This is a genomic window from Paenibacillus sp. NPDC057886 (assembly GCF_042796655.1).
Taxonomy (GTDB): domain Bacteria; phylum Bacillota; class Bacilli; order Paenibacillales; family Paenibacillaceae; genus Paenibacillus.
This window is the reverse complement of the sequence record NZ_JBHVMZ010000003.1, coordinates 89,330-116,282: the sequence shown is the minus strand read 5'-3', so window position 1 is coordinate 116,282 and position 26,953 is coordinate 89,330. Positions and strand designations below refer to the sequence as shown.

Sequence of the window (26,953 nt, the reverse complement as noted above, 5' to 3'; positions counted from 1 at the left end):
ATGGCATTTCCCATTTTCACTTCTCACCTATTAATTCTTATTTTCCACCTTTACCCGACTTGGGCGTGTGAAACTTCGGCAGCGTAACCTTCGACCAGTCGATATCCGATGCCATGTAGAAGGATGGATAAGACGGCTGATTGTATCCACTGTTCTGTCCGGCAATGCCGACACGATACATCGCGTCATGCATCAGCGTATACAGTTTACGATCGGTCTTCTCGGTACTCAGGTAGATGCGGATCGCCGAGCTGTCCTCGGTTCTCACCAGCATCTCTTCCCGCCAATCCCCGAAGATATCGGCTACGAGAGACGGCGTACCTTTGGTATAATTGTTGGTCAACGTTCCGGTTGCGGTCAGCAGCGTGCCCCGATTCCAATCCTTGATTGTAGGGGTGACATTGATGGCACCCTCCACGATTTGAGTGGTCATATCGGCAGCCCATCGAATATTCATATTGGTGCCGGGGGCTTTATCGCTTATTTTCTCACCGCTGGCTGTCCACAATCCTACAGCCCATGTCTCCAGCCCGCGGCGAGTCGGGTCCACATCACCGATCATGCCACGTCCGGTATCTTTGCCCGTGTACCCGCCATAGATTACTTCCCCAGTCTTTGCATCCCGCAGGGAATATCCGTATGGCGCCCAAGGACCACCCTCATGCACCATAAAGATCTCCAGTCCTGGACGATCCGGATCAATATCAGCTACATGAAGCGCATCCCCGTGGCCCAGACGTGCAATCGTTCCCGGAGTAGCACTCTCCGCAGGCATCAGGTCCTTGGAGCTGTACAGTACACTGCCATCATGATCAATCGTGGCCGAGCCGTACACGACCTCCTGTTTGCCGTCTCCATCCACATCAGCGACACTGAAATAGTGCGCGCCTTGCGTTGTAATCGAACCATACACTGGATCTGTACCATCCACCCCATGTGGGCCGTCATTGAACGGGTTCTTCATCGGTGTCCAGCCACTGTCCACCTTCCATTCACGCTTGAGCTTTTTGCCATCCCAGTTGTAGGCGACCATTGTCGAACGTGTGTAGTACCCGCGTGCAAAGATTGCTGACGGTTGCTTCCCGTCCAGATATGCCACGCCTGCCAGAAAACGATCTACACGGTTCGCCGGTTCAATACGCGCCATTGCGTAATCGCCCCACATCAACCCATCATCCTGCCGTCCCGGCTCATAAGGAATGGTCTCCAGCTCTTTGCCTGACTCTCCTTCAAACACCGTTACATACTCAGGCCCATCCACGATAAAGCCTTCGAACTTGCGCAGCTCATTCTTGTCACTCCGGCTTGGTGCATACACATCGATGAAGTAGTCTGCCAGGCTCTCAGCATCCTTCTGAGACAATGGATAACTATACTTTTTCTCAATTCCAAAAGCTTCCTCCAACGTAGCAGGCCAGTTGCCCTTCACGACCTCTTCATGTTTATGCCAGTTTTTGAACATATCCACGACATGATCATAGTAGCCATCTGCACTTAAACGGTAATCATCTTCGTTGGAGTAACCTGCCTTGCGATCCTGCTTCGGAAGGGTGATGTATTTCTCGGAAGTAACCTTTCCTTTTTTGTTATATTGAATAATCTTGGTTCCCGGAGCGGTCTTGAACATCATCTCGGCCTTGCCATCCCCGTCAAAATCATAAACGAGCATCTGTGTATAATGAGCACCCGAACGGATGTTAACCCCGAGATCGATCCGGTACAACAATTGTCCGTCCAGCGTGTAACAATCCACGTAAGTTTTACCGGTGTAGCCTTTTTGTGAGACATCCTTGGCGTTAGAAGGGTCCCATTTTACAAAAAACTCATACTGACCGTCCCCGTCCACATCGCCCACACTCATGTCATTCGCAGAATACGAGTAGGCTTCTCCTACTGGCGTCACACCATCAGCCGGTTTTTGCAAAGGAATATCGACGTAGCCGTTCGCCCAAGGTTTGACGGATGCACTGCGTTTGCTCTCCTTGCCCTTATTGCTTACCGCTGCCACTTCATAACGGGACGACAATTTGCCTGCGGCATCAACATAGTTGGTGCTGTCGGTGACCGTAGCAATCTTCTTGCCATCACGATACACGTTAAAATCTGTACCTGTCAGACCTTTATCGCTATACCCTGTGGCCTCGTCACCAAGCAATCTCCAACTGAGAAAAACACCCTCGGAAGTAGACGCCGCGACCAGACCGCGATCCAGATACTCAAGCTGAATGTCTTTCAAAGAACTACCTCCCTTATGTGACTGCACGCTGGCCTCAATCGCGCTGTTCTCACTGGAAGCTGCTGCTCCGCTCGCACCCGCTGTTCCCGCAACGAGCAAGGCAACGCTTAGTGCCGAAGACAGCATTTTGGCTGCAAGTGGCATACGCACCTTCCTGCGATTGGAGTGCATACCTGAAACCGATCCTTTATGTATCGGCGCTGTTGTTTTGGATTTCATCGACCTTCACTCTCCTTGTGACAAAATGGGTGATGCATATGGCTGTGCTTGGATCGTTGCGACATCCGTCAATCCATACAGAAAATCCATACAGACATTCATATCCTTCAAACTTTACTGAATGCGCTTACAAAATTTTAAAAGAATCATCCGCTTGAACAGACTTCTTCGACTCCGTCCCCCTTCCATTCTCTCTCCATCAGAGCAGCTTCATCCTGCCCATCGGGTACTATTATAGACATCCTACCTGCCGCGACATAGGCAAATATCCGTCCAAAACGATCAATATTCAGTGTTGTTGGAGGAGGGCTCAACAGGAAAATATGTACTAGAGGTTCTATAGAAAAGCCAATCCGGTTACTTTAAAACTCCCTCTATTATTGCAATAATATAAGAATACCTTATGAAGGCAGGGTGATTAAAAATGAGCTTCGAATTCTATATAGCAGCAGATCGTCCAATTCCCGAGATTAAACTTAAAGGACAAGAGGTTTTAAATGTAGAGGATATGATTCGTATGAATGTTCCAGATGGCCAGATTCCTTGGAAAGACATGAATGAAAATGCAAAGGTTCTATATGGTGATTTAGCAACGTCTAATCATTTTCACATAGAAAATGCTCCATATGCTTTAAAAATTCATGAGCAAGTATACTAATCTCAATCTTATTTATAAATTCGATGTTCCTCCAATAAATCTAACGAAGGAATTATATAATTATGTAACTACACTCAATAAAGAAATAAACTTGGAAATCTGGCATCTCTGGTTTGGCTATGACCAAGAAGATGAAATCATTACAAGCAAAAATTTGTCGCGTACCACTCTTACTCTCTCTGATTTTGAAGCCGTTCTTCATGAGAGTTGGTGCATAGCTATAAAAGCCGATTCCTGAAGCAGAAAACAACAACAGGGGACGTTCCCACAGTCATAAACATGACTTGAAAACGTCCCTGCTTCATGTGTTGAGCTACCTATTTAAGGCTCAATGCCCCAGACCAGGTTATCGCCTTTGTAGAGGGTCACCTTGTTCCAGTCCTGATAAGATGTTTTGGTTGGATCGTAGGAATAATCATTGGTTTCATCAAAGTTGCTCCAGTCCGTTTTGTACATACGAAGCTGGATATCCCCGGATTGTCCACCCGCCTGGATCGCGCCTGCTCCAGCAGTGAAGCTCAGCTCCACATAGGAATCGGTGAACGTGCGCTGGATGTTGGCACCGCCCACCTGAGCCCAGTCAATTGCAGAGTCCATCGCTGCGGTACCTTCTTTGGAGAAGTAATAACGGATTTTCAGATCACTCAGGTTTACAGCCGTGTTACCCACGTTTTTGATATTGAAATACGGTTTGATCTGATTATCTGCCGCGTTGGTATCTCCCGCACGATATTGCAGAACCAGATCACTCGTCGGAACAACTACACTTTGTGGTGTTGCGGAAGCTGCGGCAGAATTGGCACTTTCCCCGGCAGCGTTCGCAGCACTAACCACATAATGATAGGTCGTTCCATTGGTCAGACCTGTATTCGTGTAAGATGTGCCGCTCACGTTGGCAGCAACGGTCGTAAATGGACCCGATGCACTCAACGCTCGTTTCACGTTATAACCTGTCGCTCCTGCCGAAGCCGTCCAGGATAAGATGATTTGAGCATTGCCTGCCGTAGCTGTCAGCGCTGTTGGTGCAGCAGGGGCAGTTACGCCTGCTACTGGTACCGCACTTTTTACAGCCGAATTCGCACTCTCACCCGCAGCATTCACGGCACTAACCACATAATAGTAGGTTGTACCATTGATCAGACCTGCGTTGGCATACGATGTGCCGGTCACGCCCGCTGCAACCGTAATGAATGGACCCGACGCGCTCAACGCCCTCTTCACGTTATAACTGGTCGCACCTGTGGAGTCTGTCCAGCTCAGGGAAACCTGTGCGTTGCCTGCTGTTGCAGACAGTGTTGCCGGAGCTGCTGGAGCTGTCGTTCCACCCCCTCCACCATTGCTGGCAGGAAGAACAGGGAATGAGTTTTGCACCAGCATAACGAATTGGTCATGGAACCAGTGACCTGACACCGGTGCGTTAGGCAGTGCACCCGTTAATACACCATCACGAGTTGTAAACGTTGGATCACACATCCGGTCGAAGCCTTTCCCTTCGTTGTTCGGAATCTCCGAGCTGGAGCCATCGGACTCCCCTGGAGGTTTGACCCATACATAGGCATCCAGATGTACTGGTCCTGGTGCTGCCTTAGGTGCTTCACCTATGCCTGCTCCGCTGTTGTTGCACCAGTTCCCCCGGTGATCCCGCTTATCCACACGCCCGGAGTTCACGTACGTGTTAATATCACTGCCTGTGGCAGACGTTGGACGGTTAACCCCGCCCCATCCATTGCGGCTGGTATCAATAAGGAAGCCCGTGCTGGCCGGCCATCCTGCTTGTACAAATCCGCTATACAGTGCCGCAGTGAAATCGGTTTCGTCAAAGTAAGGGTTCCACTCATAAAACTTGGAAGACTTGATCGGTTGTCCGCCAATGTTCAGATCCGGATTAGGCAGATTCGGTTCGTTCAGCGGTGTGCTGTTCGCCGTGTTCGTAATGAAGCCATCGGCGCTATTCAGACCTGCTGCTGTTCCTTGGACAACGTTGGTATACAGCGAGATTGCACCTGTACGGTTGTTATCCCAACCTAGCCAGCCGGAGTGACCAATATCCAGGTAGTTGTACACATTCGGAATGGCATGCAGCTTGTCCAAAGCGTATTTCACGCCAGCTTCATAGATGCCTGTTGAACTGGCCTGGGCACAGGCTGGTGTACTGAGATTGGTTACCAGATTGGGCAGACTGTCCGGCTCAATGATCGCGATGATACGAATGTCCTGATACTTGGGCTTTGCAAAAATATCGGCAATTACATTGATATAATCATTTTTATACGTCTGCAGGGCCACCTGTGTTAGTGGAAGTTCACCATTGGACGCAAGCGCATGACAATCCCGCCCAGGCAAGTTGTAGATAACGAATGAAGCGGTAATCGGAGTGCCTGCCTTTTTTTGTGCCAAGGCGGCATCCAGATGCTGCTCCACACTTTTGCGTCCGGCATTGTCTGCTCCTCCATTGATGGCGGCAATACGGTCGATCCAGACTGCCGTTGGATAGGATTTGACCGTTTCCATCTTGGCTTTTAACGAAGCATCACTGGTGAGAGCGATAGACGTATCCACGAGAGCGGAATAATCCTGGTTTAAATACGCCGTAGCTCCGATAAACGGATTATCCACATGCGCTTCAGCCGCCTGACTCACTCCTGGAGCCATGCCCGGGAAAATGCCCGCCGCGAGCAGCGTTGTTGCCAGCATTTGTTTTACACTTCTGCGAAGGACCTTTCCGCCTCTCGATAAGGTTTTCGATTTTGTCATTAGGGTTCCACCTTTCCTGTAATTGGATTGGGTATATACTCATGTCTGATCCTCTGTGTCGGCAAGATGCTATGCACGGTAGAGAACGTATGGATGAGCTGTAGGAACTTCACCTCCATGAATGTAGTTCAATTGGGACAAGCTAGTTCAACAATAATAAGGTGTGAAACAAGAAACAGAAATGGTGTCTTACACTGGGGTTAAGTGACAAAGCAAGGGGGATAACATCTGTAGGTGTATGCGGGTGATCTTTGGTGAACGGCTTTCAAGGCATTGCTCAAGCTCAAATAAAGTAAGCGCTTACTTTTAGAGGTTTTAAAAAAAGGCTTACCCTCGATACAAACCTCACATCGCGTGTCCACCTCCTTATGAATCGATTATACTCCATGTAAATATTACTGTAAATTGAATTTATTAAAATTTATTATATTTAATTCCATAAATCAGGCAGGAATTATGAGATGTGCCTCCCCAAGCCATAAGAAAGGCTCATCAGGGGCTTATTCCCCCTTAATGAGCTATTTCACTTGGCATATTCTCAAGCTCTCTTTTTATGGAAGGACTACAATATCTCCCGGTTTCAAACCGTTCAGTACTTCAGTCTTGTCATCTGTCTCCATGCCTGTTTGGATAGTCTGCTGTGCATATTGCCCGTTGCCTTGATCCAGCATGACATATGCCTTATCCTGATCACGCATGACTGCCAACGTGGGAACCACCGTAGCTTTCTCCTTGCGCAGCGTTTCAATCTTGCCCTCCAGACTTAATCCACCGATCAGCTTGGCGTTTGGCTTCAGATCAATGACAATATCGAATTGGGAAGGCTGCTTCAGATCTGCTTCCGTTCCCTTTTTGGCAAACTTGGAGATTTTGCTGACCTTTCCGGTTAACGGAACCTCCTTATTGCCCGTCATATGTACGCTTACAGGCATGCCAGTTTGAATTTTGAAAATGTCCTGCTCGCTAATGGTCGCCACAAATTGCAGTTTGCCCGTATCCACAATGGTACCTACATACTGACCTTCGCTCACCATACGTGTCTTGGTCTCCGTATCATTCATCATAAATACGCCGGATACCGGCGCATACACGGTGGATAAACCAATGACCGCTTTCTTGGCCTGAACCTCCTGCTCCTTCACAGCGATGGATTCCTTGTTCATTTCGTTGGTCAGTCGTTTTGTTTCCCGCTCCGCGAAAGCTTTCTTCCGTTCTTCTTCGGTAACCCCCAATTGCTCGGGACCCTCTCCCTGAGTAAGACCAATCTCATTTAATTGAGCTTCCAGCCTCGATTTCTCAATATCGGTTTCCAACTGCTGCACTTCCGATTGCAATGCTTTGGAATCAAGCGAGAACATGACAGCTCCCTTGCGAATGGGCTCCCCATTCTCCACATTCCACTGCTTTATCTTCGAGGCAAAAGGAGCGTACACATCCGTCTGTTTGGCATAAGCCGACTTACCTTTGACCTGAATTTCCTGCGTGATCGTCTCCTGTGTGACTTCAAATGTAATGGGCTGCGGGGCCTCGATGGGCGCTTCCGGTACCGGTTTATATTGTTGGTATAGAAAATATCCAGCGCCTACGAGCAGTCCGATCATGATGATTCTCTTTATCCATTTGCTTATTGCCGAGTTCTTCATTGCCGTATGTCCCTTCATTGAATCTGCTGTTGATTCTGTCTTATCTCTGCTGTATCTCTGCTTCATTTATGCCGATTTAATCACCTGCAACGCATTCGTACGCGAAGCACTAATCGCCGGATAGATTCCAGAGAGCACTCCGGTCAACACCGCAAACGCTATGCCAGCAGGCAGGGCCGACGTCTGAATAACCACTTGGAGAGGTGTGCTTGCCTCCATCGAGATTTGCCCTTGGAGCAGTCCATTCACTCCCTGGATGGCTCCGTAAGCGATGAAGACACCAACAATACCGCCCATTACTCCGAGTACTGCGGCTTCTGTAATGAACATTTGCCGGATCTGCCACAGATTAGCTCCCAGCACCTTCATGACGCCAATCTGTTTGCGGCGCTGATGCGTGGACATGATCATCGCGACAATAATGGACAGCGAAGCCAGCAGCATGACGAATATCCCAATGCCCATAGCGGCCTTCTGGTACATGCCGAGCTGTTCCTTCATCGCCTGCTCCTGATACAGATTACTGTCTGTCATCAGCGTCAGCTTCTTAATCTGCTCCTGCACCTGCGCCACATACTTTTTGTCCTCCACCTTCACGAGCGCCGAGTTCAACCGTCCTGCCGCCGCAGCCTGTGCCTGACTGCTCTGGAATTGTTCGGCGAGCATCCGGGCAGTTTCGAGGGAAACATAGATCTTTTTGTCATACATGGCATTATTCTCACTCATGCCACCAGGCACCTTAAGCACACCCGTCACTCGCAAAGGCGAGCTTATTTTGACTTTGGACGAATCATTCATGTCCTGATATTTCAGGTTAAACTGTGCCTGAAACAGCTCGGTTTGGGTAGACATCAACGCCATGTACTGCTGTAGAAACTCATCGTTAAACGAATCCTCCATGAGCTTGTTGTTCAGTTCGCGAATCACCTCGGCCTCCACAAGTCCGAAAGTTGCACCATGATTCGCAATAGCGGCTCCGCTAATTCCCGAGGCCCCGCCTTTGTCAAAACGGTAGCCGAAACGACTCAATGATCCAAGCTCTGTACCGATGACTTCTACATTGGAGCTTTTGCCATCCAAAGTAGCCATCTCCAGCATATCCAGCTTCAGCATCGGAGCGACAGCGACGACATGCGGAAGGCTGCCAATAATATCGACTTTGCGAGCCGTCAGCGCTCCGCGTTCAAAAGTGGACGTCTGTCCATTGCTTCCGGAACTGATTCCTTCATTGGGAGACACCGTAATCTCATCCATTTTGTAATTCTCGTTTAACGTTTTCTCACCATAGACCTGTACCGACTGCCCCACGCTTAATGCGATAATCATCGCCGCACAGCCGATGGACAGGCCAATCATGCACAGTAAAGTAACCACCTTCCTGCGCACAATCTGTCCCCATGCCATTCGCAACACATCCAGAACTCTCACAACCGCTCTCCTTGCTCTACTGCCTTGGACTGACCACTCTCCACCAAACATCCGTCCTGCAATGTAATGACAACCTGCATCTGCTCCGCCACTTCAGCCTCATGCGTGACAATAACGAATGTTGTATCCATCTCCCGATTCAGCTGTTGCAAAATGGAAATAATCTCTTCCTCCGTTCGCGTATCCAGGTTCCCGGTAGGCTCATCTGCGAATATGACGGACGGCTCTGTAATCAACGAACGCGCAATGCTGACGCGCTGCTGCTGCCCTCCCGATAGCTGGGAAGGGAATAATTCAGACTTGCCGACAAGGCCTACCTGTTCCAGCAGGTGCATCGCCTTTTGCTTACGCCATGATGGGCGAATGCCCTGAAATACGAGCGGCAGCTCTACATTTTCCCGAATCGTCAGGTTCGCCAGCAGCTCATACGCCTGAAAAATAAAGCCAATATGTGTCCGGCGAAATTCAGCCAGTCGGTTCTCACTCATTCGCACAATATCCTGATCTGCAATGAGGATCTTGCCTGTGTCCGGCTTCATCAGACCTGCCATCAGATGCAATAACGTCGACTTGCCTGAACCGGAGCTTCCCAGCAGTGCAACCATCTCACCCTTGCCCACGGATATGTTAATGTCCTGCAATACGGGAACAGTCCCTTGTGCATTGCGGAACGTGTGTGACACCTGTTCTACTCGCAGCATGAATCCGGCTTCCTCTCTCATCGATGTAATAGAGGTAATTATAGCCATCAGATGTATCGGTCCAATCTGGACTTGTATCCAATTTGTAAAATCATACTTTTACACCATTGGATTGAGATGCGATTGAAATGCGCTCTTTGAACTTATGCAATAATGCTCACATACAAAAAGAGCCCTATGGGTTTAGTCCTTACGTAGCGACTTTATTCCATAGGGCCCTAATGTCTGAGCATTCCATATTTACGGTTTTACCAAGCTCGGAAGCTAAACCGATATAACTCGCTTTTTTCCATGGAGCTCCCAACAACAAAAAGGTTGCTGTCATTCCATTTCAACTTGATAAAGTAATCGATATTCCGGTAGATAACTGTATCGGACCCCAGCTTGCGGTCATTCAGATAGGCAATGTGCACCTCATTCTTCTGTCCTTCGAGTGTCAGAAAATAGGCAATGCGGGACTCCTCCTCATCCAGATCGAAGCTCCAGATAGGCCCTTTGACTAGCAGCTCAAACTTCTTGGTAGCCGATCGATATCTGTACAATCCCTGTTCGTTGTTAATCATGCCCTGAATCAGCATGTCCCCATTCTTCAATACCTTAAACTGCTGTATATCCTGGGCAGGGGTGTATGCAGTGATTTCATTTTTATCGTTAAGAGAGAAGCTGTAGACGGCGTAATTTTCTTTCAGTTTGACCAGCACATACACCCGTGATAGATCCCGGCTGATCTCATATGAATACAGCATAATCAGGGTATCATCCGGACTTGAAATGTTGCTCGTCTGTGCGACCTTGGCAACTAACTCATCATAACTGTACAATTCATGTTTCTTTCCTGTATTCAGCTCCACCATGTTGAACACCAGATCATCATATCCGATGTAGGATTCATTGCCTACAAAGACACGTGAATAGGAGTTGTCATTCTTCAGCTTGCGATGTTCCCCAGATTTCAAATCATATTGATAGGTTGTCTTCTGTGCCTGAGTCGATCGGTACTGGGAATAAATAAGCTTGCTCTGATCCGGACTCAAGGTAATGCCATACTCTGTATTCGTAGCGATGTCTTTCAACCGATTATCATCCATGTGCAGTTGTGACAGCTTGATCCCGGTATAGGAACGATCCGGCCGATTCAATATCACGGTGTTGGGATCAGCTACCTCAAAATCATAAATGGCAAAGTCATTGGGCAGCTTGGTAGCCGACTCAATCTGAATTGTGCTGCTTGGCGGTGGGGCCAGGCGGCTGTTGAACTGTTTATCCGGCAGAATGACGGTTCTGGGCTTCGCATGTCCAATGCTGAACAGACTACCAATGCCAAAGATACCTCCGACAAATACAATCAGCAAACCGGATAACATAAGCATATCGCGATGTCTGCTCCAAAATCCTCGTTTCTTCATACGTCCCATTCTCCAGGCAGACTGATATTCACCTGCGTTCCCTTGTTTAATATACTTTTCATTTCCACCGTTCCCCCATGCTGCTCCACCGTGTTTTTCACTATGGACAAGCCCAGTCCAGCGCTTCCCTTCTCTGTCCTGTTCATCCCGTTATCCCGGTAAAAGGGTTCAAATACATGCTTCTGCGCTTCCTCCGGAATGCCTTCTCCTTCATCACGAATCAGTATGGCTACCGAATCTCCCAGCCGGAACGATTGGACCTGAATGATGGAATTCACATTCCCGTATTTGACCGAGTTATCCAGTACATTCAAAAAAACTTCCTTGAGCTTATTCCAGTCCCCCTGGACATACAGCAGCTCTTCCAGCTCATAGCGAATGCCAATATTGTACTTGCCCGCCTTGATGGACATGTCTTCGCAGGCTTCCCGAATAATATTCGATACATTCACCTGCTCAAAGCGATAGGTCTGAATCGGTGTGGACGATACGGTCACTTCCAGGATATCGGCAACCATGACGTTGAGACGTTGGCTCTCATTGATAATATATTTCAACCCTTTATCGAAGAACGCCTGATCCGTAAATCCATTATCCCGCAAAATCTGGGCATACCCCAGTATCGTGGTCAGCGGTGTCTTTAATTCATGGGTCACATTGTCAAAAAAAACCTTGTTGCGCGCCTGCAAATGCTTGACCTCATCCCGTTCTCTCTCAATCACATCAATCTGCTCCCTTACCCGATCAATCATGACCGTAAAGCTGGAAGCCAGCTCTCCAATCTCATCCTTCGTTGAGATGTGGATGTCTGCATTCAGGCTGCCTTGTGCAACTTCGGCTGAACGTTTCGTCAGCACACGAATGGGCTTCGTAATCTGGCGTGAAATAAAGACAGAGCCAATGAAAACAAACACAAAAATGACCGCTGCAAAGCCCTTGATGGTGTTCTGAAAGCGCAGATGCCGTTTGAACAGATCCGTGTAATCCCTTTCCAGCTGGATAATGCCAAGGATGCTCCCATCCGACAGCACAGGGAAGGACAGATTCCCTGTTACTCTGCCTTTGTCCACCACAGTTGTATAGGCGATCTTTGATTTCATGGCAGCCTGTAGATCAGAGGTTTGGGCGGCACCCGGCTTCCCCTCCGCACCCACGGTACTAAACGGGGTTCCATCCGATCGATACACCATGACCTTGCCGCCTACCGCGGATCCGATCTGTTCTGCGAGGTCCCGATTCCCTGTTCCCAGGGAGTCCTCACTAATCCGTTTATTATGAATCAGGAAGTATTGATTGAGCGCGATATCCAGATTTTTTTTGGATTGTACCATGTCCTCCTGCACTTCCCTGTACATGTTCTCCTCACCCACTTTATTCAAAATAATGAGCAAGGCCGAAAAACCGATAAATACGATGACCGAGAAAAGAACGACCATTTTGAACTGGATCGTCCACTTCATGTATGCACCTGAATATTCAGTTTGTACCCCACGCCGAAGACCGTCTCGATAAGTGAAATGCCCTGCTCCCCACTATCCAGCTTCTTGCGGATGCGCTGAATATGAATGTCTACCGTCCGGGTATCTCCGGGAAAATCAAATCCCCACACTTTATCCAGCAACTCAGACCTTGTATGTACCTTGCGGTGATGGTTGACCAAATACAGCAGCAGATCATACTCCTTATTGGTCAGTCCGGCGCGTTCCCCATCCTTCCAGACTTCACGCTCATCCTTGCGTATCTCAATGTGTCTGCCAAGCCGTACCACTTCATAGGACTGATTCTCCAGCGTCTCGCTGATTAGATCAATCCGGCGGAAAATGGCCCGAATACGCACAACCACCTCACGAATGTCGAATGGCTTGGTAATATAATCATCCGCCCCCAGCTCCATGCCGAGCACTTTGTCCAGCATATCGGACTTCGCCGTAATCATAATCACGGGAATCTTCGAATTCACCGATAGCTGTCTGCATACATCGAACCCGCTCATGTCGGGCAGCATCAGGTCGAGCAGGATCAAGTCTGGTCTGGACTCTCTGAGCAGATCCAGGCCCTCTCTGCCTGTTGCTGCTTCGGTCATCTCAAATCCTTCCTTGCGCAAAGAATAGGACAGGATGTCGCGAATGGACTCTTCGTCCTCAATAATCAAAATCTGTTTCGGTCTCATGATGAATCTTAATCTCCCTGCTCTATGAATTTCATCTGCCTTATATTTTGTATCTCTGCTCCAGGATTGAACAGAGGTTCACGGAAAATGTTACAACTCGGATACAAGTCTGGCGTCTTTGGAAACATCATCCCGATATACTATGGAACATAGAGAACAAACCAGACCGGAAAAGGCCAGATCGGTATCCAAAGGGGAAAACATCACGTGAACAAAACAACCATTCATGATGCTTATGTAAACTATAAATCAGAAGTGACACGGTATCTATCTCAAATCGTCAAAAATCAACAGGATGCAGAGGACCTCACGCAGGAGTGCTTCATTCGAATGATGAATGTATCGGCTGACATTCCGGAAGAACGTCTTCTCTACTACCTCAAAAGAATTGCCCGTAACCTCGCCATGGATACATTCCGCAAGCGAACCCGTACACTGAAGCGTGACAGTAAATTGGAGATGCAGACCTATCACTGTGATACATCCGAGTTGGAGATTTCCGAAGGTGTTAACGACCTTGTGTCGATCATTAACAATACAGAGCATCGCAAAATTCTTGAATTACGCGTGATTCATGGGTACAGCATCAAGGAAACCGCCCAGCTAATCAACCGCAGTGAAGGCATGATCAAATCCTCGGTATTTCATGCCGTCAATCGCATTCGGGCCAAAGTCATCTCATAAGAGATGGCTTTTTTCATGAGCAGGAATGACGTTGAAATCAACATCTGATGTTAGAAAGTATCAAAATTTGCTCTATGGAGCATGACAAAGGACTCATTTTTACAAAAGTCGATTTCGTTTTTACAAATTGTTATGACTATGTGAGATTTTGGTGTGTTAGAATATGGACGAACTCATGTTTCAACTAATATTTGGGAGGGATTTGGTTGGGTAAATTGACACGTATGCGAGGAGTATGGGTAAAATCACTCCTAGCATTGTCCATGGCATTGCCGCTTCAGATCGGATTGTGGAATGGAGATGCAACGGTTCAAGCCGAATGGGCAACAGACCCTGCACCGTTCATTCAGGCGAAGGTTGTTAACGGAAATGCTGGCAAGAAAGTATTGTTCGACAATACTCATGCACAGACAGCCGGAGCGGCTGACTGGGTCATTGACGGAGGCTTTTCTGACTTCGGCAATGCACTCGCGAATGATGGATATTATGTAAAGGAACTGCGCAAGACAACTCCTTTTACCTATGACGATCTGAAAGAATATAACGTGTTTGTCATTGCTGAACCCAATGTTCCCTTCAAAACGACAGAACAGGCAGCCATGAAAGAGTACGTAGAAAAAGGCGGCAGCATCTTCTTCATTGGAGATCACTACAATGCTGACCGTAACAAAAACCGCTGGGACGGTTCCGAAGCAATTAACGGTTATCGTCGTGGCGCATTCGAAGATCCAGCCAAAGGCATGAGCACAGAGGAGCGTAACTCTGAGGCTATGCAAAATGTAACCAGCACGGACTGGCTGTCCGATAATTTCGGAGTACGCTTCCGTTACAACGCATTAGGCGATATTAACGCTACTAACATTGTGCCTGCTGGACAGGCATTTGGCATTACGGAAGGTGTATCTGCTGTAGCCATGCACGCAGGGTCCACTCTTGCGATCACTGATCCAACCAAAGCCAAAGGTATTGTTTACCTGCCGAAAACGAATGCAGCTTGGCCGAACGCTGTTGACCAAGGCGTATACAACGGTGGTGGAGTTGAGGAAGGTCCTTATGTAGCCGTATCCAAGCTGGGTGCAGGTAAAGCAGCGTTTATCGGGGATTCCTCTCCGGTTGAAGATGCTTCACCGAAATACTTGCGCGAAGAGACTGGTGCTCGCAAAACAACGTATGATGGCTTCAAAGAAGTGGATGACGGCAAATTGCTGGTCAATACGGTTAACTGGCTTGCTAATCAAGAAAATTACACTAGCTTGACTCAAGTGAACGGACTCCAACTGGATAATGCAACAGCATTGCTTCCGTTCGAACAACCTGCGGCTTCCACTGAACCACAGGCTGAACCTTGGGCCGCACCAGCTGCCGGATACAAGTGGTACGATCGTTCCACGTTCAAAGCAGGTTCTTATGGTGGACCAGCTTCAAGCGCGAATGCTTCCTACAGCTTCGTAAAGCAGGACACCCTGCCTAATGCGGAGGATTTCCAAATCCGTGTGGTTGTAGAGAACATGCCTGCTAACACAACCGTTTCCGGTTACAGTGCAGGAATCTATCTGACTGGCGGAACGCAAGTAGCCATGATTCAGAATGAAAGTGGTACATGGCCGACTTCGTACGGTTATAGCTCCAACTTTAGCGTAACTTCCGACAGTAAAGGTCGCGCAATCAAGGACCTGAATGTCCGCATTAAATCAGGTACAACGGGCGCTGCCAGCCTGCGTCTGCGTCTGAACGGCAGCAACCTGATCACGACTGCAGTTACCGTCGGCAATGTTCCGGCTGAGCAGCTTCCGGAAGAAGAAGGACCCATCCCGGCAACAATCAGCATTGCTGATGCTCGCACCAAAGCAGCTGGTTCAACGGTTACGGTTGAGGGCGTAGTTACTACAGAGCCAGGTGCTTTTGGTGGACAATCCTTCTATCTTCAAGACACAACCGGCGGCCTTTATGTTTTCCAAAGCACTGGCGGCTTCCACGCTGGTGATGTGGTTAAAGTAACCGCAGCAACGGCGCTGTACAACAGTGAATTTGAGCTTACAGATATCGTAGCGATCGAGAAAACAGGTACAGCCTCCATTCCTGCTGCCCTTGAAGTTCCGGCAGTTACGGCTGCTAACCAGGGTCAACTCGTTCAATTGAAAGAAGTAACTGTTCAAAACATCATCAGTGCAACTCCGGCAGGTTCGTTTGAATTCGATGCGGTTGCAGCGGACGGAACAAGCACGCATGTACGTGTAGATACACGCACAGGTGTAACGCAAACATCCTTCCCTTATGCAGCAGGCGATAAAATCAGCGTGACCGGTGTTGCCGCTATTTTCAAAGATGTATTCCAATTGAAGCCTAGAAGCTTGAACGATTTCGTAAAAGTTGAGGAAGGCGGCGAAGAAGGACCTTCTACGCCAGCTGTTGGCGCACCAGGTAAACCGTCGCTTACATCCAACAATGGTTATAGCAATGGTCTGTCTGAAGGATCTTATACGGTTACGATGAACCTCTGGTGGGGTGACAATGGCACAAGCTATAAGCTGTATGAAGATGGCGTGCTGATTGACACACAAAAGCTGACAGACGCTACACCAGCGGCGCAATCGGCCCAAACTACGATTAATAGCAAAGCTAACGGTACTTATACCTATGTAGCTGAGCTGACGAACTCCAAGGGTACAACTCGCAGTGAAGTACTTACGGTACAAGTTGCGAATGCTGCCCCTGGCAAAGCAGTTCTCTCCCAAGACAATTGGGATGGGGACGGCAACTACAAAGTGACAATGAATCTGTGGTGGGGAACAAATGCAACAGAATACCGTCTCTATGAGAATGGTCAACTGATCGATACCAAAGCGCTGAACGCAGTAACACCTAATGCACAAAGCGCCGTGACAGATGTATCCGGTCACGCGAATGGAACGTACACGTATCGCGCCGAGCTGATCAATGCAGCGGGTGTGACAAGCACGGAAACGATTACAGTACAAGTAACGAAATCCGCTGTATCTTTGCCTGCAGCAAGCTAAGTCTCACTAAGGAATGCCTAACGTTTAACCAAGCATTGAAAAACCGAAGCAAGTTTGCCGGGACTCCAGGCACCTTGCTTCGGTTTTTTTCTGTTATTTTTCACTTAAGATCAGTTTCTCTTCAAAGTTGTTACCACTCATATCTTTCCACTCAATGACAATAGTCTGGTCTTCATTCCTACTAACCATTGAACCTTTTGTTCTCGTTATAGGGAACTCTATAGATTTCGAAGTTAAATCGCTCTCCTTTCTAATTATTCTTCCTTCATTAATGTTAATTTTATATTCTTTAATATCTTCCAAATTATCTTTTTTATAAAATATAGTATACTGTCCATTTTCTGCTCTTTCATTTGTTACTGTCGTATCTAGCTCCCCTCTCCAATGTTCACTCTCTCCCATCAGATTAATTCTTGTTTGCAATTTGGAACAACCCGTGAGAGACATGGCGACTATTAAAATAAGTATAGATATTGAGACCCATAATACGTGATTGATTTTTCTCACAATTTACCTCCATTACTAAATTTATAACTATACAGTATCATAAGATGAGTCTACTTCTAAAACAGTAATTTCATATAGGCTCAACATTTTGCTGATATTAACTTCCTATAAAATACAAAAAGCAGCACCTGCTATTGCATGGGCTGCTCTTCCGATAGATCAATAATGGATTGAAACATATCCATCATGTTCTTTATTTTATTCGTCTTTATTAGCAAGCAAACGTTACCCTTTCTTCCCTATACCAGCTTCTTGCGAATGTATCCCGAGATCAGATCAATGATCGTAATCATCACGATGATTCCCAGCAGGATAATCCCTACTCGCGGCCAGTTCCGTGTGCTGAGTGCAAAGATCAGCGGTGTACCGATCCCCCCTGCACCGATAACCCCCAGAATGGTTGCAGAACGCACATTAATCTCGAACCGATACAACGTGTAGTTAAGGAATCCAGGCAAAACCTGTGGCAGTACAGCAAACCACAGCTGCTGCATGCGAGTCGCTCCGGAAGCGAGCAACGCTTCAGAAGGACCATAATCAATATTTTCCACTTCGTCAGCAAACAGTTTGCCAAGCATCCCGATGGAGTGTAGTCCAAGGGCGAGTACACCCGCAAAGGAACCCGGACCCACCGCCTTGATAAACAGCAAAGCCATAATAATCTCCGGGAACGTACGGATAAAGCTGAGCACCATTTTGCCCGAACCCGATACAGGACGAAAGCTGCTCATATTTCGGGCAGACCAGAATGCAAACGGGATACACAGTACAGCAGAAATGACGGTACCCAGCACGGAGATCGCCAGCGTATCCAGCAATCCTCGCAGCAAATCTTCACCCTCAGGCAGATAAACAAAATCCCAATCCGGGGAGAAAACCCCGGCGATAATGGCCTTCATGATCTGACCAGCGGTTTCTTTCAACCCTGTAAAAGGTACACCGGCAAGTGCCCAAGCGTACACTAGGATAAGCAAGATTACAATGACCCAGCGAAGCGGGTTCTTCCGTGGTTTGCGCCGGATTACGCTTGTTTCATTTTTCATCATAACAATTTCTCCCGCAGCTTAGTACTTACATAATCAATGATCAGAACAATGACAAGGGTAAACAGAATGATTACACTCGTTTTGTCATATTCCAGGAATCCAAGTGTTGCTTCATAATACAGTCCGATGCCCCCAGCTCCAACCAATCCGAGAATCGCAGCGGCACGCACATTAATCTCAAAGGCATACAGCACATAGGAAGTAAACTGGGCGGCCAGTTGTGGCACCACGCCATAAACAATGAGTTGAATCCGGTTCATGCCGACAGCCGTCATCGCTTCAAGCGGTCCCTGATCAATCGTTTCCAGCGTTTCGTAGGTCAGCTTGGCAATCAGTCCCACCGAGAAGACGGCGAGTGCCAATATACCAGGGATCGGTCCCAGTCCAAACACAGCAACGAACAGCGCAGCCAGCAACAGGTCAGGCACAGTACGAATCAGGTTCAGTACAAAACGGGCCGGGTAGTAAATCCAGCGGCTGGGCATCAAGTTGCCTGCACAGATGATGGAGACCGGAATCGCGATGATCGCACCAATCGTTGTACCAATCAGAGCCATTCGAATGGTCTCCAGCATGCCCTGAACGATATTATCAAAGTAAGTCCACCGCGGAGGAAACATCTCCTTCAGCAGATCCAGCATGTTCGGGAAACCTTCAATCAGTTCGCTGAAGCTGGCATCAGTCTGTTTGGCACTTGCCCACAAAAGCAGCAGAATGATGACCAACGTGAGCAGATGTTTAGTGCGCCCCGGTGGTTTGGGACGGTGGATAGTCGAACCTGAGCCTGTGCCAGGACGCTTTCCCTTTCCTGATTCATTCTGCAATGATCCATCTATCGATACGTTTACGGGTTGCTTCATACCAGAACTTCTCCCCGCTGTTCCTGTACAGCCTGTTTATCCAGCAGCTCGTCTGCCAGAATAGGTCTGCCATAAATTTCTGCAAAACGCTCATCCGTTGCTTCGGATACCGGGCCATCAAACACCACTTCGCCGGCACGCAATCCAACAATACGGGTCGCATACTCTCTGGCTAGGTCAATAAAGTGAAGGTTAACAATCGTTGTAATACCGAGATCCTGGTTGATGCGTTTCAGATCATCCATAACCTGCTTCGTTGTTAGTGGATCGAGTGAAGCGACAGGTTCGTCTGCCAGAATGATTTTGGCTTCCTGTGCAAGCACTCGGGCTATTGCCACCCGTTGCTGCTGCCCACCGGACAACTGGTCCGCGCGGGAATAGGCTTTTTCCGCGATATTTACCCTTTCCAGTGCTCCAAATGCGAGTTCTGTATCTTCTTTTGGAAAACGACCCAGAATAGTACGCATTGTGGAATGATATCCCACGCGTCCAGCAAGCACGTTACGAAGCACACTGGAACGCTTCACGAGATTGAAGCTCTGGAAGATCATGCCGATATCCCGGCGAATCATGCGAAGTGATTTGCCATGAGCTTTCGTAATCGACTTGCCATTAATCAAAATCTCACCGTCACTGATATCATGAAGTCGGTTAATGGAACGCAGAAGCGTCGATTTTCCCGCACCAGACAGACCAACGACGGCAATGAATTCTCCTTGTTTAAATTTCAAATTGATATTATTCAGGCCCTTGGTGCCGTTAGCGTATGTTTTCGTTACATTGTGAAGCTCAATCATGGCAGTAATCCTTCTTTCATTAATATGGTATTTCGCAGGGTCACGCTGTAATGGGACAAGCCAGCGCAGCGTATGTCACGCTGAACTGGCCTGCCCGCTGATACGATGAAGTTATCCAATGAAAAGATAAGCAATGCAATGCGATTATTAACGATTTATTTTGACAGAAAACTACTCGGTTTTTACTTTTTCGTTGTATTGACGAACGATATCAAACTTGCTGTCATCAGACTCTACATAACCTTCGTGTGTGTAGATTTCTTTGATGATCTCGTGACCTTGTGGATCTTTACCGATGTCGATGAACGCTTGTTTGATTTTTGCTGTCCAATCTGCATTCATGTCTGTACGAACTGCGATCGTGTCGTTAGGAATCGGCTCAGTGAACGCCAGTACACGAGTATCTTCAAATACAGTCGGGTAGTCTTTCGCTACAGTGTTACGCGCATCTTGGAAAATCGCTGCGGCATCAACATCACCGTTCAGTACAGCAAGTACGCCTTGGTCATGGCCTTTAACCGTGATTGGCTGTACATCTTTCAAAGGATCAAGACCTCTGTCGAGCAACAATGCTGCCGGCCATACATAACCAGCGGAAGACGTTACGTTTTGGTAGGCAATTTTTTTACCTTTCAGTTCTTCAACGGATTGGATCGGTGAATCTTTCTTCACAATAATCATGGATTTATATGAATCTGCCAGTTCCTCAGTTGGAGCACCAGTCTCATCATTTACACCAAAACGTTGTGCCTGAAGAATAACTTCAGCTGCGCCTTTTTCTTTGGCAAGAACATAAGCCGTTGGAGGCAGGAAACCTACGTCCACTTTATTGGAAGCCATTGCTTCAATAATTGTGTTGTAGTCTGTGGATACGCTGACCTTCACCGGGATACCCAATTTGTCACCCAGCAGCTTCTCAAGCGGTTTTGCTTTTGCTTCGAGTGTATCTGCATTTTGTGATGGAACGAATTGTACAGTCAGCTCAGTCGGCACATAACCTTCAGCGGCTTTGTCTGTCTCTGCCGTGTCAGTACTGGATGAATTCGAGCTCGTATCAGCCCCGTTAGCCGAACCTGTTGTACTACTGTTAGACCCACAAGCACTTAGAAACAGAACCAAAATCAACAATGGTAAAAATAAAGCAGACTTCTTCAAGCGAACACCCTCCAAAGAGTTTCTATTTTTCATTACTTGTCTACTATAGTCGTCGAATATTACCGCGATGTGAAACGAAATTTGGAGTTTTGTAAAGTTTCCTGTCAGGCTGTCAGAGCAGCTTTGATCTGTTAGAATAGCCTCATTACGGTTGATAATACAAGTATAAATGGTGAATTCCCTTGTAATCTGCCGCCAGAATGACCAGTGATTTGATATGTTTAAACTTATATATTTAGAGGAGATTGTAAAATGACATCCATAACAACTACGTCAAGCTTCGACATCATGGTAACCAGTGACCTTCATGGGGCCATTCGTCCCATACATTACAATACCAATGCATATCGTCCAGCCGGACTTGCTTTGCTTGCTTCGCTGATCCGGCGTGAACGGGAGCGTTCACCCGAACTGCTGCTCGTGGATAATGGTGATCTGTTGCAGGGTTCCCCTTTGGCCTCATATGCTGCGTCCTTTGTTTCAGATCACGCAGTGCATCCCTTCATTAATGTTCTGAATGAACTGGGCTATGATGCAGCCGTGGTGGGCAATCACGAATTCAACTACGGTCAGGACTTGCTGCGTAAAGCAGTTCAAGATTCCCATTTCCCTTGGCTATCCGCAAATATTGTTAATGGAGGAAAGCCTGACGAAGAGGTACCACACATTGCACCTACTGGAGCAGCCATTCCCGCCTTCGGTCCTCCCTATCTGATCAAAACCTTGTCTTCAGGCGTTAAAATTGCTTTGCTGGGCGCAACGACGCACTATATCCCGAACTGGGAGCATCCGAAAAATATAGAAGGTTTACAGTTCCTTGATGCTATGGAGACTATTCGTGCTTGGGTTGACTATATTCGTGAACATGAACAGCCGGATGTGCTTGTGGTTAGTTATCATGGTGGTTTTGAGAGTGATCTGGAGACTGGCGAACCTGCCGAGCGGTTAACCGGAGAAAATCAGGCGTACGCCATCTGCCGTGACATTGAAGGAATTGACGTTCTGCTCACCGGACATCAACATCGTCAGCTTACCGCTGAAATACATGGTGTGACCGTGGTTCAGCCTGGATTTAGTGGGAACGGTGCAGGTCATGTATCCATTGAGTTGGACCGGTTATCGAATGGAAAGTGGCAGATTGCAGAAAAACAGGCTCGCTTGCTGCTCTTGCATGGAAATAGTGATGTACAGCCCGATGCGGCTGTTATGAAACTGACAGACGAGCTTGAAGCAAAAGCACAAGCATGGCTGGACCAGCCGATTGGCGAGGTGGCCGGAGACTTGTCCATTACCGATCCTGCCGCACTGCGGCTCGCAGCGCATCCCTTCATTGCTTTTGTACATCAGGTGCAGATGGAAGCAACGGGTGCTCAAATCTCCAATACGGCATTGCTCAGTGAAGAAGCTCGCGGATTCGGTTCCCTTATTACCGTTCGGGATGTGTTGTCCAATTTTATCTATCCCAACACACTAACGGTACTGGAGCTTCGTGGTCAGGACATTCGGGATGCGTTGGAGCAAACAGCGCGTTACTTTGAAGTCGAGGCTTCGGGCGAAGTAGTCGTCAATCCCGCTTACATGCAGCCGAAACCACAGCATTATAATTACGACATGTGGGCAGGCATCGAATATGAGCTGGATATCTCTAAACCTGTGGGAAGTCGTGTGGTGAAGCTGGAACGTGAAGGCATACCTGTTGCCATGGACGCGACATACTCTGTAGTGATGAATAGTTATCGTGCGGCAGGTGGTGGTGATTATGCGATGTATCCGGGCAAAAAGGTACTTCACGAAGGCGCCACGGATATGGCGGCACTGGTGGAGGATTATATTCGCAGGCATCAACCACTGACAGTGGAGCAGGCGAATAACTGGCAGGTTGTTGGATAGCTCTCTTTTTCAAAGACCCGTACTACTTCAGAAATGCAAAGAGCAGAACCCTCATCACAGGTTCTGCTCTTTCTATTATAATGAAACCAATGCCCCATGCTCATCCGCCGAGCGCATCTCGGCTTCAATTAACTCAAGCGTGCCTGTTGCACTCTCCGGTGTACATACAGATACAGGCTTACCTGCTTGAACAGACTGGATAAAATATTTCAGTTGGTGATAATATCCCGAGTCGGGTGACAGCTCAGCGACGAAACCGGGAGCATTGTTCGGATTTACTTTCAGCTCACCATTCTCAAAGACCAGATTCCCCTGCTCCAAATTAACGCGATACGTCATGGAGAAACCGTAGTCTCCCCCCAGCGTCCAGTCGGCTTGGGCATTCAGTACTTTTCCGTCAGGGTATACATAATTGGTGGACACGGTATCATAGCCGCTTCCCGGAATGACGTTACGAGCCAGCGTGGATACTTGATCCGGTTTGCCAAACAGCCAGTGGATGATATCCGCATCATGGATGTGCATATCTAATATGCAGCCACCGCTTTTCTCTCCATCCAAAAACCACTCTTGAGGCAAACCTGAACCCCTGAAGAAGTAACCTGCGTTTACCGCTCCATAACGGCCGTCTTCCACAACGGATTTCAGATAAGAATAGGCTGGCCAGAAACGTAAACATTGACCAATCATCAGTGTTTTCCCGGTCGCTTTGGCTGTCTGTGCCATCTTCCAGCCTTCCGCCGAATGGCGCGCAACCGGCTTCTCACACAGCACATGCATGCCCTTCTCCAGCAACGAACACGTTAGTTCAGCATGTAGTGGCGTAGGCAGCGTAATATCAATGATATCCAATTCCTCTTGCTCCAGCATCGCGTCGATGTTGTCATACAAACGATAAGGCGATAGATCATATACCTCTTGCTCTGTCGCCATATTGCCGGCTGCTTTACCGTTCTTCAGTTCCTCTATTCTCAGATCGCAGATGGCTACCAATTCCACAGGTTCCCCTTCTGAGGCAAGGCGTACATAGTTGTCAAAATGCATACGTCCCATAAACCCAAAACCGATCAATCCCACTTTTAACATGTTTCTACCTCCCAAATATTCATAGATTTATATTCGTATAAACGTTGTTAGCTGTATTTATTCCTGAGAACGTCCAAGAATAGCATCCATCGCTTTGGATGTATTGAATATGATCTGCTTCGAATGATGAGTGTATGGCGGAATCATCTCGGCAGTTACGTAGTTGTCGTAACCAATGGCCTGTAATGCCTGTATCACGGCCGGATAATTCACATCTCCAGCCAGCAGATCCACAAAACCGTGAAGCCCTCCCGCTTGACGGCGGTAATCCTTGAAATGCACCTTCTTAATCCGATGACCAAGAATACGCACCCACTGCTCCGGGTAACCGTTCTGCACCACATTGCCTACATCGAAATATGAACCTATATAATCTGAATTAAAAGAATCAATAAAGGTACGCAGCTCTAGCGGCGACACCAGAAATTTGTTCCATACGTTCTCAATGCCAATCGATACTCCGGCACTTTCCGCATACGGCAGCAGATGCGCAAGGGCTTCTTGTGCCCGCTCGTAGGCAACTTCATAATCCGTCACTTCGCTGTCTGGAATAAAGTCCACACCAACCGCACCCGGAATGACCAGAATGGTATCCACACCAAATGCCGCGGCAAGCTCCAGCTGTTTTTTACACACATCCAGTGCTTTTGTGCGAATATCCGGACGGGCGCTCGTCATCGGGTAATCCCAGTACAATCCGGTTGCAAGTCCCGCGATTTCGAGTCCGGCCTCTTCGAGACGTCCCTGAATATCACGAACCTCCTGATCTGTGGCAGACAGACTCAGCTCGCCTTCCCCATTAAGCGATAGCTCAATCCCCTCAAAGCCAGCTTGCTTCGCCGTCTGAATACAATCCGAAATGGAGGCATCTCCTGGAAACGACCATATGTTAATCCCTTTTTTCATGCCAATACCCTCCTTCAAAATATACAAACCTGTTCTTCATCAGTGCATAGCTATCCCAATTGAAAATGACCAAACCGGGCAGGCAAATGAAAGTTTACAGCCCCCGTGGGCTGCCATGCCTGATACTCCCGCTCTCCCTGCACATTCTCATCAATTCGGTAAATGTTGACCCTCCAGCATAACCCTTTATTCAGGGGCGACTTGAAGTTACTGGCGGGAATATGGATCAAATACACCCGATGGCCTTGAAAATCCACTTCTACAGCTGTTTGCAAACCCTCCAGCTGCCAGGTTACATCTGCCTTGAATTCGGAACCTTCGCCGTTATTGTGAATGAATGCATCAAATATTACGTTGTGCGGACTGATCTCCAGTTCGATGTAGTTCCTGCCATCGCCCTGTTCATCAATGAACAGTTCAACTACATCCTGCTCATACAATGGCTGATCCCTTTCCGTGAAGTCAGATACAACGTGATCATCCTGGCATACAAAGCGAATATGCAAGTATTCGGGACTCCAGCCAAAACGGACTTCCGTGGATTGATGAGGTGGTCTGCCTGTTACCGTGTCGACCAGTTCCACTGGAATACATCGTTCCCAATCCGCAGCCGAGGGGAATCCACTCTGTGCAACTGACCTGAGTGGTTCGCAGCAATAACTTGTGCTCCGTTCCACAGGGAGAGAGCGCATCTTAATCCTCTCCTTTTTTTAGCTTAATCCGTGATGTTGTCTCTCTCGTAAGAACATGTGATAATACATATATTATAAATAATTTACGTGATCATTTATTTAGGAGATAAAGAGATTATTTGCACAATTCCGTTCAGTTTTAACTAGATTTATTTGGGCCAATCTCATTGAAAAAGGAGATGGAATTCATGTCCCTCCAACAAGCGGTATATCCTCTGCAACGAACCGCCACTTACAAGGAATGGTCTCCCAACGTGCATTATGCTCAGTTCCAGAGCCTTCCTCCCGGCAAGCTGGCAAAGCGGCGTCTGTATGATTTTGAACTTCTGTACGTCTCTCAAGGTGAAGCTGCAACTTATATGAACGATAAACACCATATTTTGAAGGCGGGCCAGCTAATCCTGCTGCCTGCCGGGGTTTATCACCAGAATGAAGTCGTCTCCAGCCCGGAAGCACGTTTTATTGGCATTCATTTTGATTTCTTCAACGAATTGACCATTCTAACCGAGGCAGATATGGTTGTTAACGAAGAGACTGTTCTGCATCATAAATTCGCAGTGGAAGCTTGCGCAGAGGGCATGACGCCGCTATCTATCAACCCGGTGTATACCCCTTCTTCAGTGTCCGTGCAGCTTATGGAGCAATTGGTTCATGAATTTACGATGCGCCCACCGGGATATGAACTGGTATGCAAAGCCTTGATGCTTCAAATATTGACCCATCTGCTACGTTCATCCTGGCGAAGTTCACCACGCCATGAGTCGGTACACGGAGAGAAGCTGCTCGAACTCATGAAACGTATAGAGGTCGCCCCATCCGACCCGTGGACCAATTCGAGCATCGCCAAACAATTGAACCTGAGTGTGGATCACATGGCCAAATTGTTCAAACAGATTGCGGGCATGCCGCCCAATGAATATATTCAATCCGTCCGCCTGAGCGAGGCACGCAAGCTACTGCGGGAAACCGATCATTCCATTGAGACTGTGGGTGTACAAAGCGGTTACCCGGACATTCATTATTTCAGCCGCATGTTCCGCAAATATGAGGGCATTTCACCACGGGAATATCGGAAGTTGTCCAGAATGCTGTGAAAAA

The 26,953-nt window shown here is 47.8% G+C and carries 21 protein-coding genes; 5 read left to right on the top strand and 16 right to left on the bottom strand.

Going from position 1 to position 26,953, the window contains the following annotated elements; translation table 11 throughout:
• Positions 1-37: 37 nt before the first annotated feature.
• Positions 38-2,380, bottom strand: coding sequence for a rhamnogalacturonan lyase (locus ACFVQB_RS11210; protein ID WP_379439651.1), 2,343 nt, complete (start codon positions 2,378-2,380; stop codon positions 38-40).
• Between the two features lie 499 nt (positions 2,381-2,879).
• On the opposite strand from ACFVQB_RS11210, the gene ACFVQB_RS11205 reads away from it, so the two are divergent.
• Entirely contained in the window at positions 2,880-3,113 is a 234-nt protein-coding gene (locus tag ACFVQB_RS11205; protein WP_379438384.1) for a hypothetical protein, read from the top strand.
• A 321-nt stretch (positions 3,114-3,434) separates the two neighbouring features.
• Here ACFVQB_RS11205 and ACFVQB_RS11200 read toward each other — a convergent pair whose 3' ends face one another.
• The 7 genes from ACFVQB_RS11200 to ACFVQB_RS11170 form a co-directional block, all read right to left on the bottom strand.
• Positions 3,435-5,867 (bottom strand): glycoside hydrolase family 6 protein, encoded by a 2,433-nt coding sequence (locus ACFVQB_RS11200; RefSeq protein ID WP_379438381.1) that lies wholly within the window; start codon positions 5,865-5,867, stop codon positions 3,435-3,437.
• 551 nt (positions 5,868-6,418) lie between these two features.
• A complete protein-coding gene (locus ACFVQB_RS11195) occupies positions 6,419-7,468 on the bottom strand; it encodes an efflux RND transporter periplasmic adaptor subunit (protein WP_379438378.1) in 1,050 nt (349 codons plus the stop codon).
• 108 nt (positions 7,469-7,576) lie between these two features.
• Positions 7,577-8,938 (bottom strand): ABC transporter permease, encoded by a 1,362-nt coding sequence (locus ACFVQB_RS11190; RefSeq protein ID WP_379438376.1) that lies wholly within the window; start codon positions 8,936-8,938, stop codon positions 7,577-7,579.
• Positions 8,935-9,639, bottom strand: coding sequence for an ABC transporter ATP-binding protein (locus ACFVQB_RS11185; RefSeq protein ID WP_379438373.1), 705 nt, complete (start codon positions 9,637-9,639; stop codon positions 8,935-8,937). The genes ACFVQB_RS11190 and ACFVQB_RS11185 overlap by 4 nt, the downstream gene beginning before the upstream one ends.
• 248 nt (positions 9,640-9,887) lie before the next feature.
• The gene (locus ACFVQB_RS11180) at positions 9,888-11,045 is read right to left on the bottom strand and encodes a hypothetical protein (protein WP_379438371.1); all 1,158 of its coding nucleotides are present in this window, start codon (positions 11,043-11,045) and stop codon (positions 9,888-9,890) included.
• Complete coding sequence (locus tag ACFVQB_RS11175) at positions 11,042-12,505, bottom strand: sensor histidine kinase (protein WP_379438368.1); 1,464 nt, start codon at positions 12,503-12,505, stop codon at positions 11,042-11,044. Before ACFVQB_RS11175 ends, ACFVQB_RS11180 begins: the two co-directional genes overlap by 4 nt.
• Positions 12,502-13,215 carry a response regulator transcription factor gene (locus ACFVQB_RS11170; protein ID WP_024628875.1) on the bottom strand — a complete coding sequence of 238 codons (714 nt, stop codon included), beginning with the start codon at positions 13,213-13,215 and terminating at the stop codon, positions 12,502-12,504. The genes ACFVQB_RS11175 and ACFVQB_RS11170 overlap by 4 nt, the downstream gene beginning before the upstream one ends.
• Before the next feature lie 207 nt (positions 13,216-13,422).
• Here ACFVQB_RS11170 and ACFVQB_RS11165 point away from each other — a divergent pair, with 207 nt between their 5' ends.
• Both ACFVQB_RS11165 and ACFVQB_RS11160 read left to right on the top strand, forming a co-directional pair.
• A complete protein-coding gene (locus tag ACFVQB_RS11165; protein WP_379438364.1) occupies positions 13,423-13,899 on the top strand; it encodes an RNA polymerase sigma factor in 477 nt (158 codons plus the stop codon).
• A 206-nt stretch (positions 13,900-14,105) separates the two neighbouring features.
• Entirely contained in the window at positions 14,106-16,916 is a 2,811-nt protein-coding gene (locus ACFVQB_RS11160; protein WP_379438361.1) for a chitinase N-terminal domain-containing protein, read from the top strand.
• A gap of 93 nt (positions 16,917-17,009) precedes the next feature.
• Here ACFVQB_RS11160 and ACFVQB_RS11155 read toward each other — a convergent pair whose 3' ends face one another.
• From ACFVQB_RS11155 to ACFVQB_RS11135, 5 genes are all read right to left on the bottom strand, one after another.
• Positions 17,010-17,423 (bottom strand): hypothetical protein, encoded by a 414-nt coding sequence (locus ACFVQB_RS11155; protein WP_379438358.1) that lies wholly within the window; start codon positions 17,421-17,423, stop codon positions 17,010-17,012.
• 239 nt (positions 17,424-17,662) lie between these two features.
• Positions 17,663-18,469, bottom strand: a complete 807-nt coding sequence (phnE, locus tag ACFVQB_RS11150) for a phosphonate ABC transporter, permease protein PhnE (protein WP_379438355.1) — start codon at positions 18,467-18,469, stop codon at positions 17,663-17,665.
• Positions 18,466-19,329, bottom strand: coding sequence for a phosphonate ABC transporter, permease protein PhnE (gene phnE, locus ACFVQB_RS11145; protein WP_379438352.1), 864 nt, complete (start codon positions 19,327-19,329; stop codon positions 18,466-18,468). The genes phnE (ACFVQB_RS11150) and phnE (ACFVQB_RS11145) overlap by 4 nt, the downstream gene beginning before the upstream one ends.
• A complete protein-coding gene (gene phnC, locus ACFVQB_RS11140; RefSeq protein WP_063565947.1) occupies positions 19,326-20,126 on the bottom strand; it encodes a phosphonate ABC transporter ATP-binding protein in 801 nt (266 codons plus the stop codon). The genes phnE (ACFVQB_RS11145) and phnC overlap by 4 nt, the downstream gene beginning before the upstream one ends.
• Positions 20,127-20,297: 171 nt before the next feature.
• Entirely contained in the window at positions 20,298-21,281 is a 984-nt protein-coding gene (locus ACFVQB_RS11135; protein WP_379438348.1) for a phosphate/phosphite/phosphonate ABC transporter substrate-binding protein, read from the bottom strand.
• Positions 21,282-21,533: 252 nt separating this feature from the next.
• On the opposite strand from ACFVQB_RS11135, the gene ACFVQB_RS11130 reads away from it, so the two are divergent.
• On the top strand, positions 21,534-23,171 hold the full coding sequence (locus ACFVQB_RS11130) for a bifunctional metallophosphatase/5'-nucleotidase (protein ID WP_379438345.1): 1,638 nt from the start codon (positions 21,534-21,536) through the stop codon (positions 23,169-23,171).
• 75 nt (positions 23,172-23,246) lie between these two features.
• Here the strand turns inward: ACFVQB_RS11130 and ACFVQB_RS11125 are convergent, their stop codons facing one another.
• The 3 genes from ACFVQB_RS11125 to ACFVQB_RS11115 are packed head-to-tail and all read right to left on the bottom strand — an operon-like array spanning position 23,247 to position 25,855.
• Positions 23,247-24,257, bottom strand: a complete 1,011-nt coding sequence (locus ACFVQB_RS11125; protein WP_379438342.1) for a Gfo/Idh/MocA family protein — start codon at positions 24,255-24,257, stop codon at positions 23,247-23,249.
• 57 nt (positions 24,258-24,314) lie between these two features.
• Positions 24,315-25,163 (bottom strand): sugar phosphate isomerase/epimerase family protein, encoded by an 849-nt coding sequence (locus tag ACFVQB_RS11120; RefSeq protein ID WP_379438339.1) that lies wholly within the window; start codon positions 25,161-25,163, stop codon positions 24,315-24,317.
• A 50-nt stretch (positions 25,164-25,213) separates the two neighbouring features.
• Positions 25,214-25,855, bottom strand: a complete 642-nt coding sequence (locus ACFVQB_RS11115) for a carbohydrate-binding family 9-like protein (RefSeq protein ID WP_379438336.1) — start codon at positions 25,853-25,855, stop codon at positions 25,214-25,216.
• 188 nt (positions 25,856-26,043) lie between these two features.
• On the opposite strand from ACFVQB_RS11115, the gene ACFVQB_RS11110 reads away from it, so the two are divergent.
• The gene (locus tag ACFVQB_RS11110) at positions 26,044-26,949 is read left to right on the top strand and encodes a helix-turn-helix transcriptional regulator (RefSeq protein WP_379438334.1); all 906 of its coding nucleotides are present in this window, start codon (positions 26,044-26,046) and stop codon (positions 26,947-26,949) included.
• Positions 26,950-26,953: the final 4 nt, after the last annotated feature.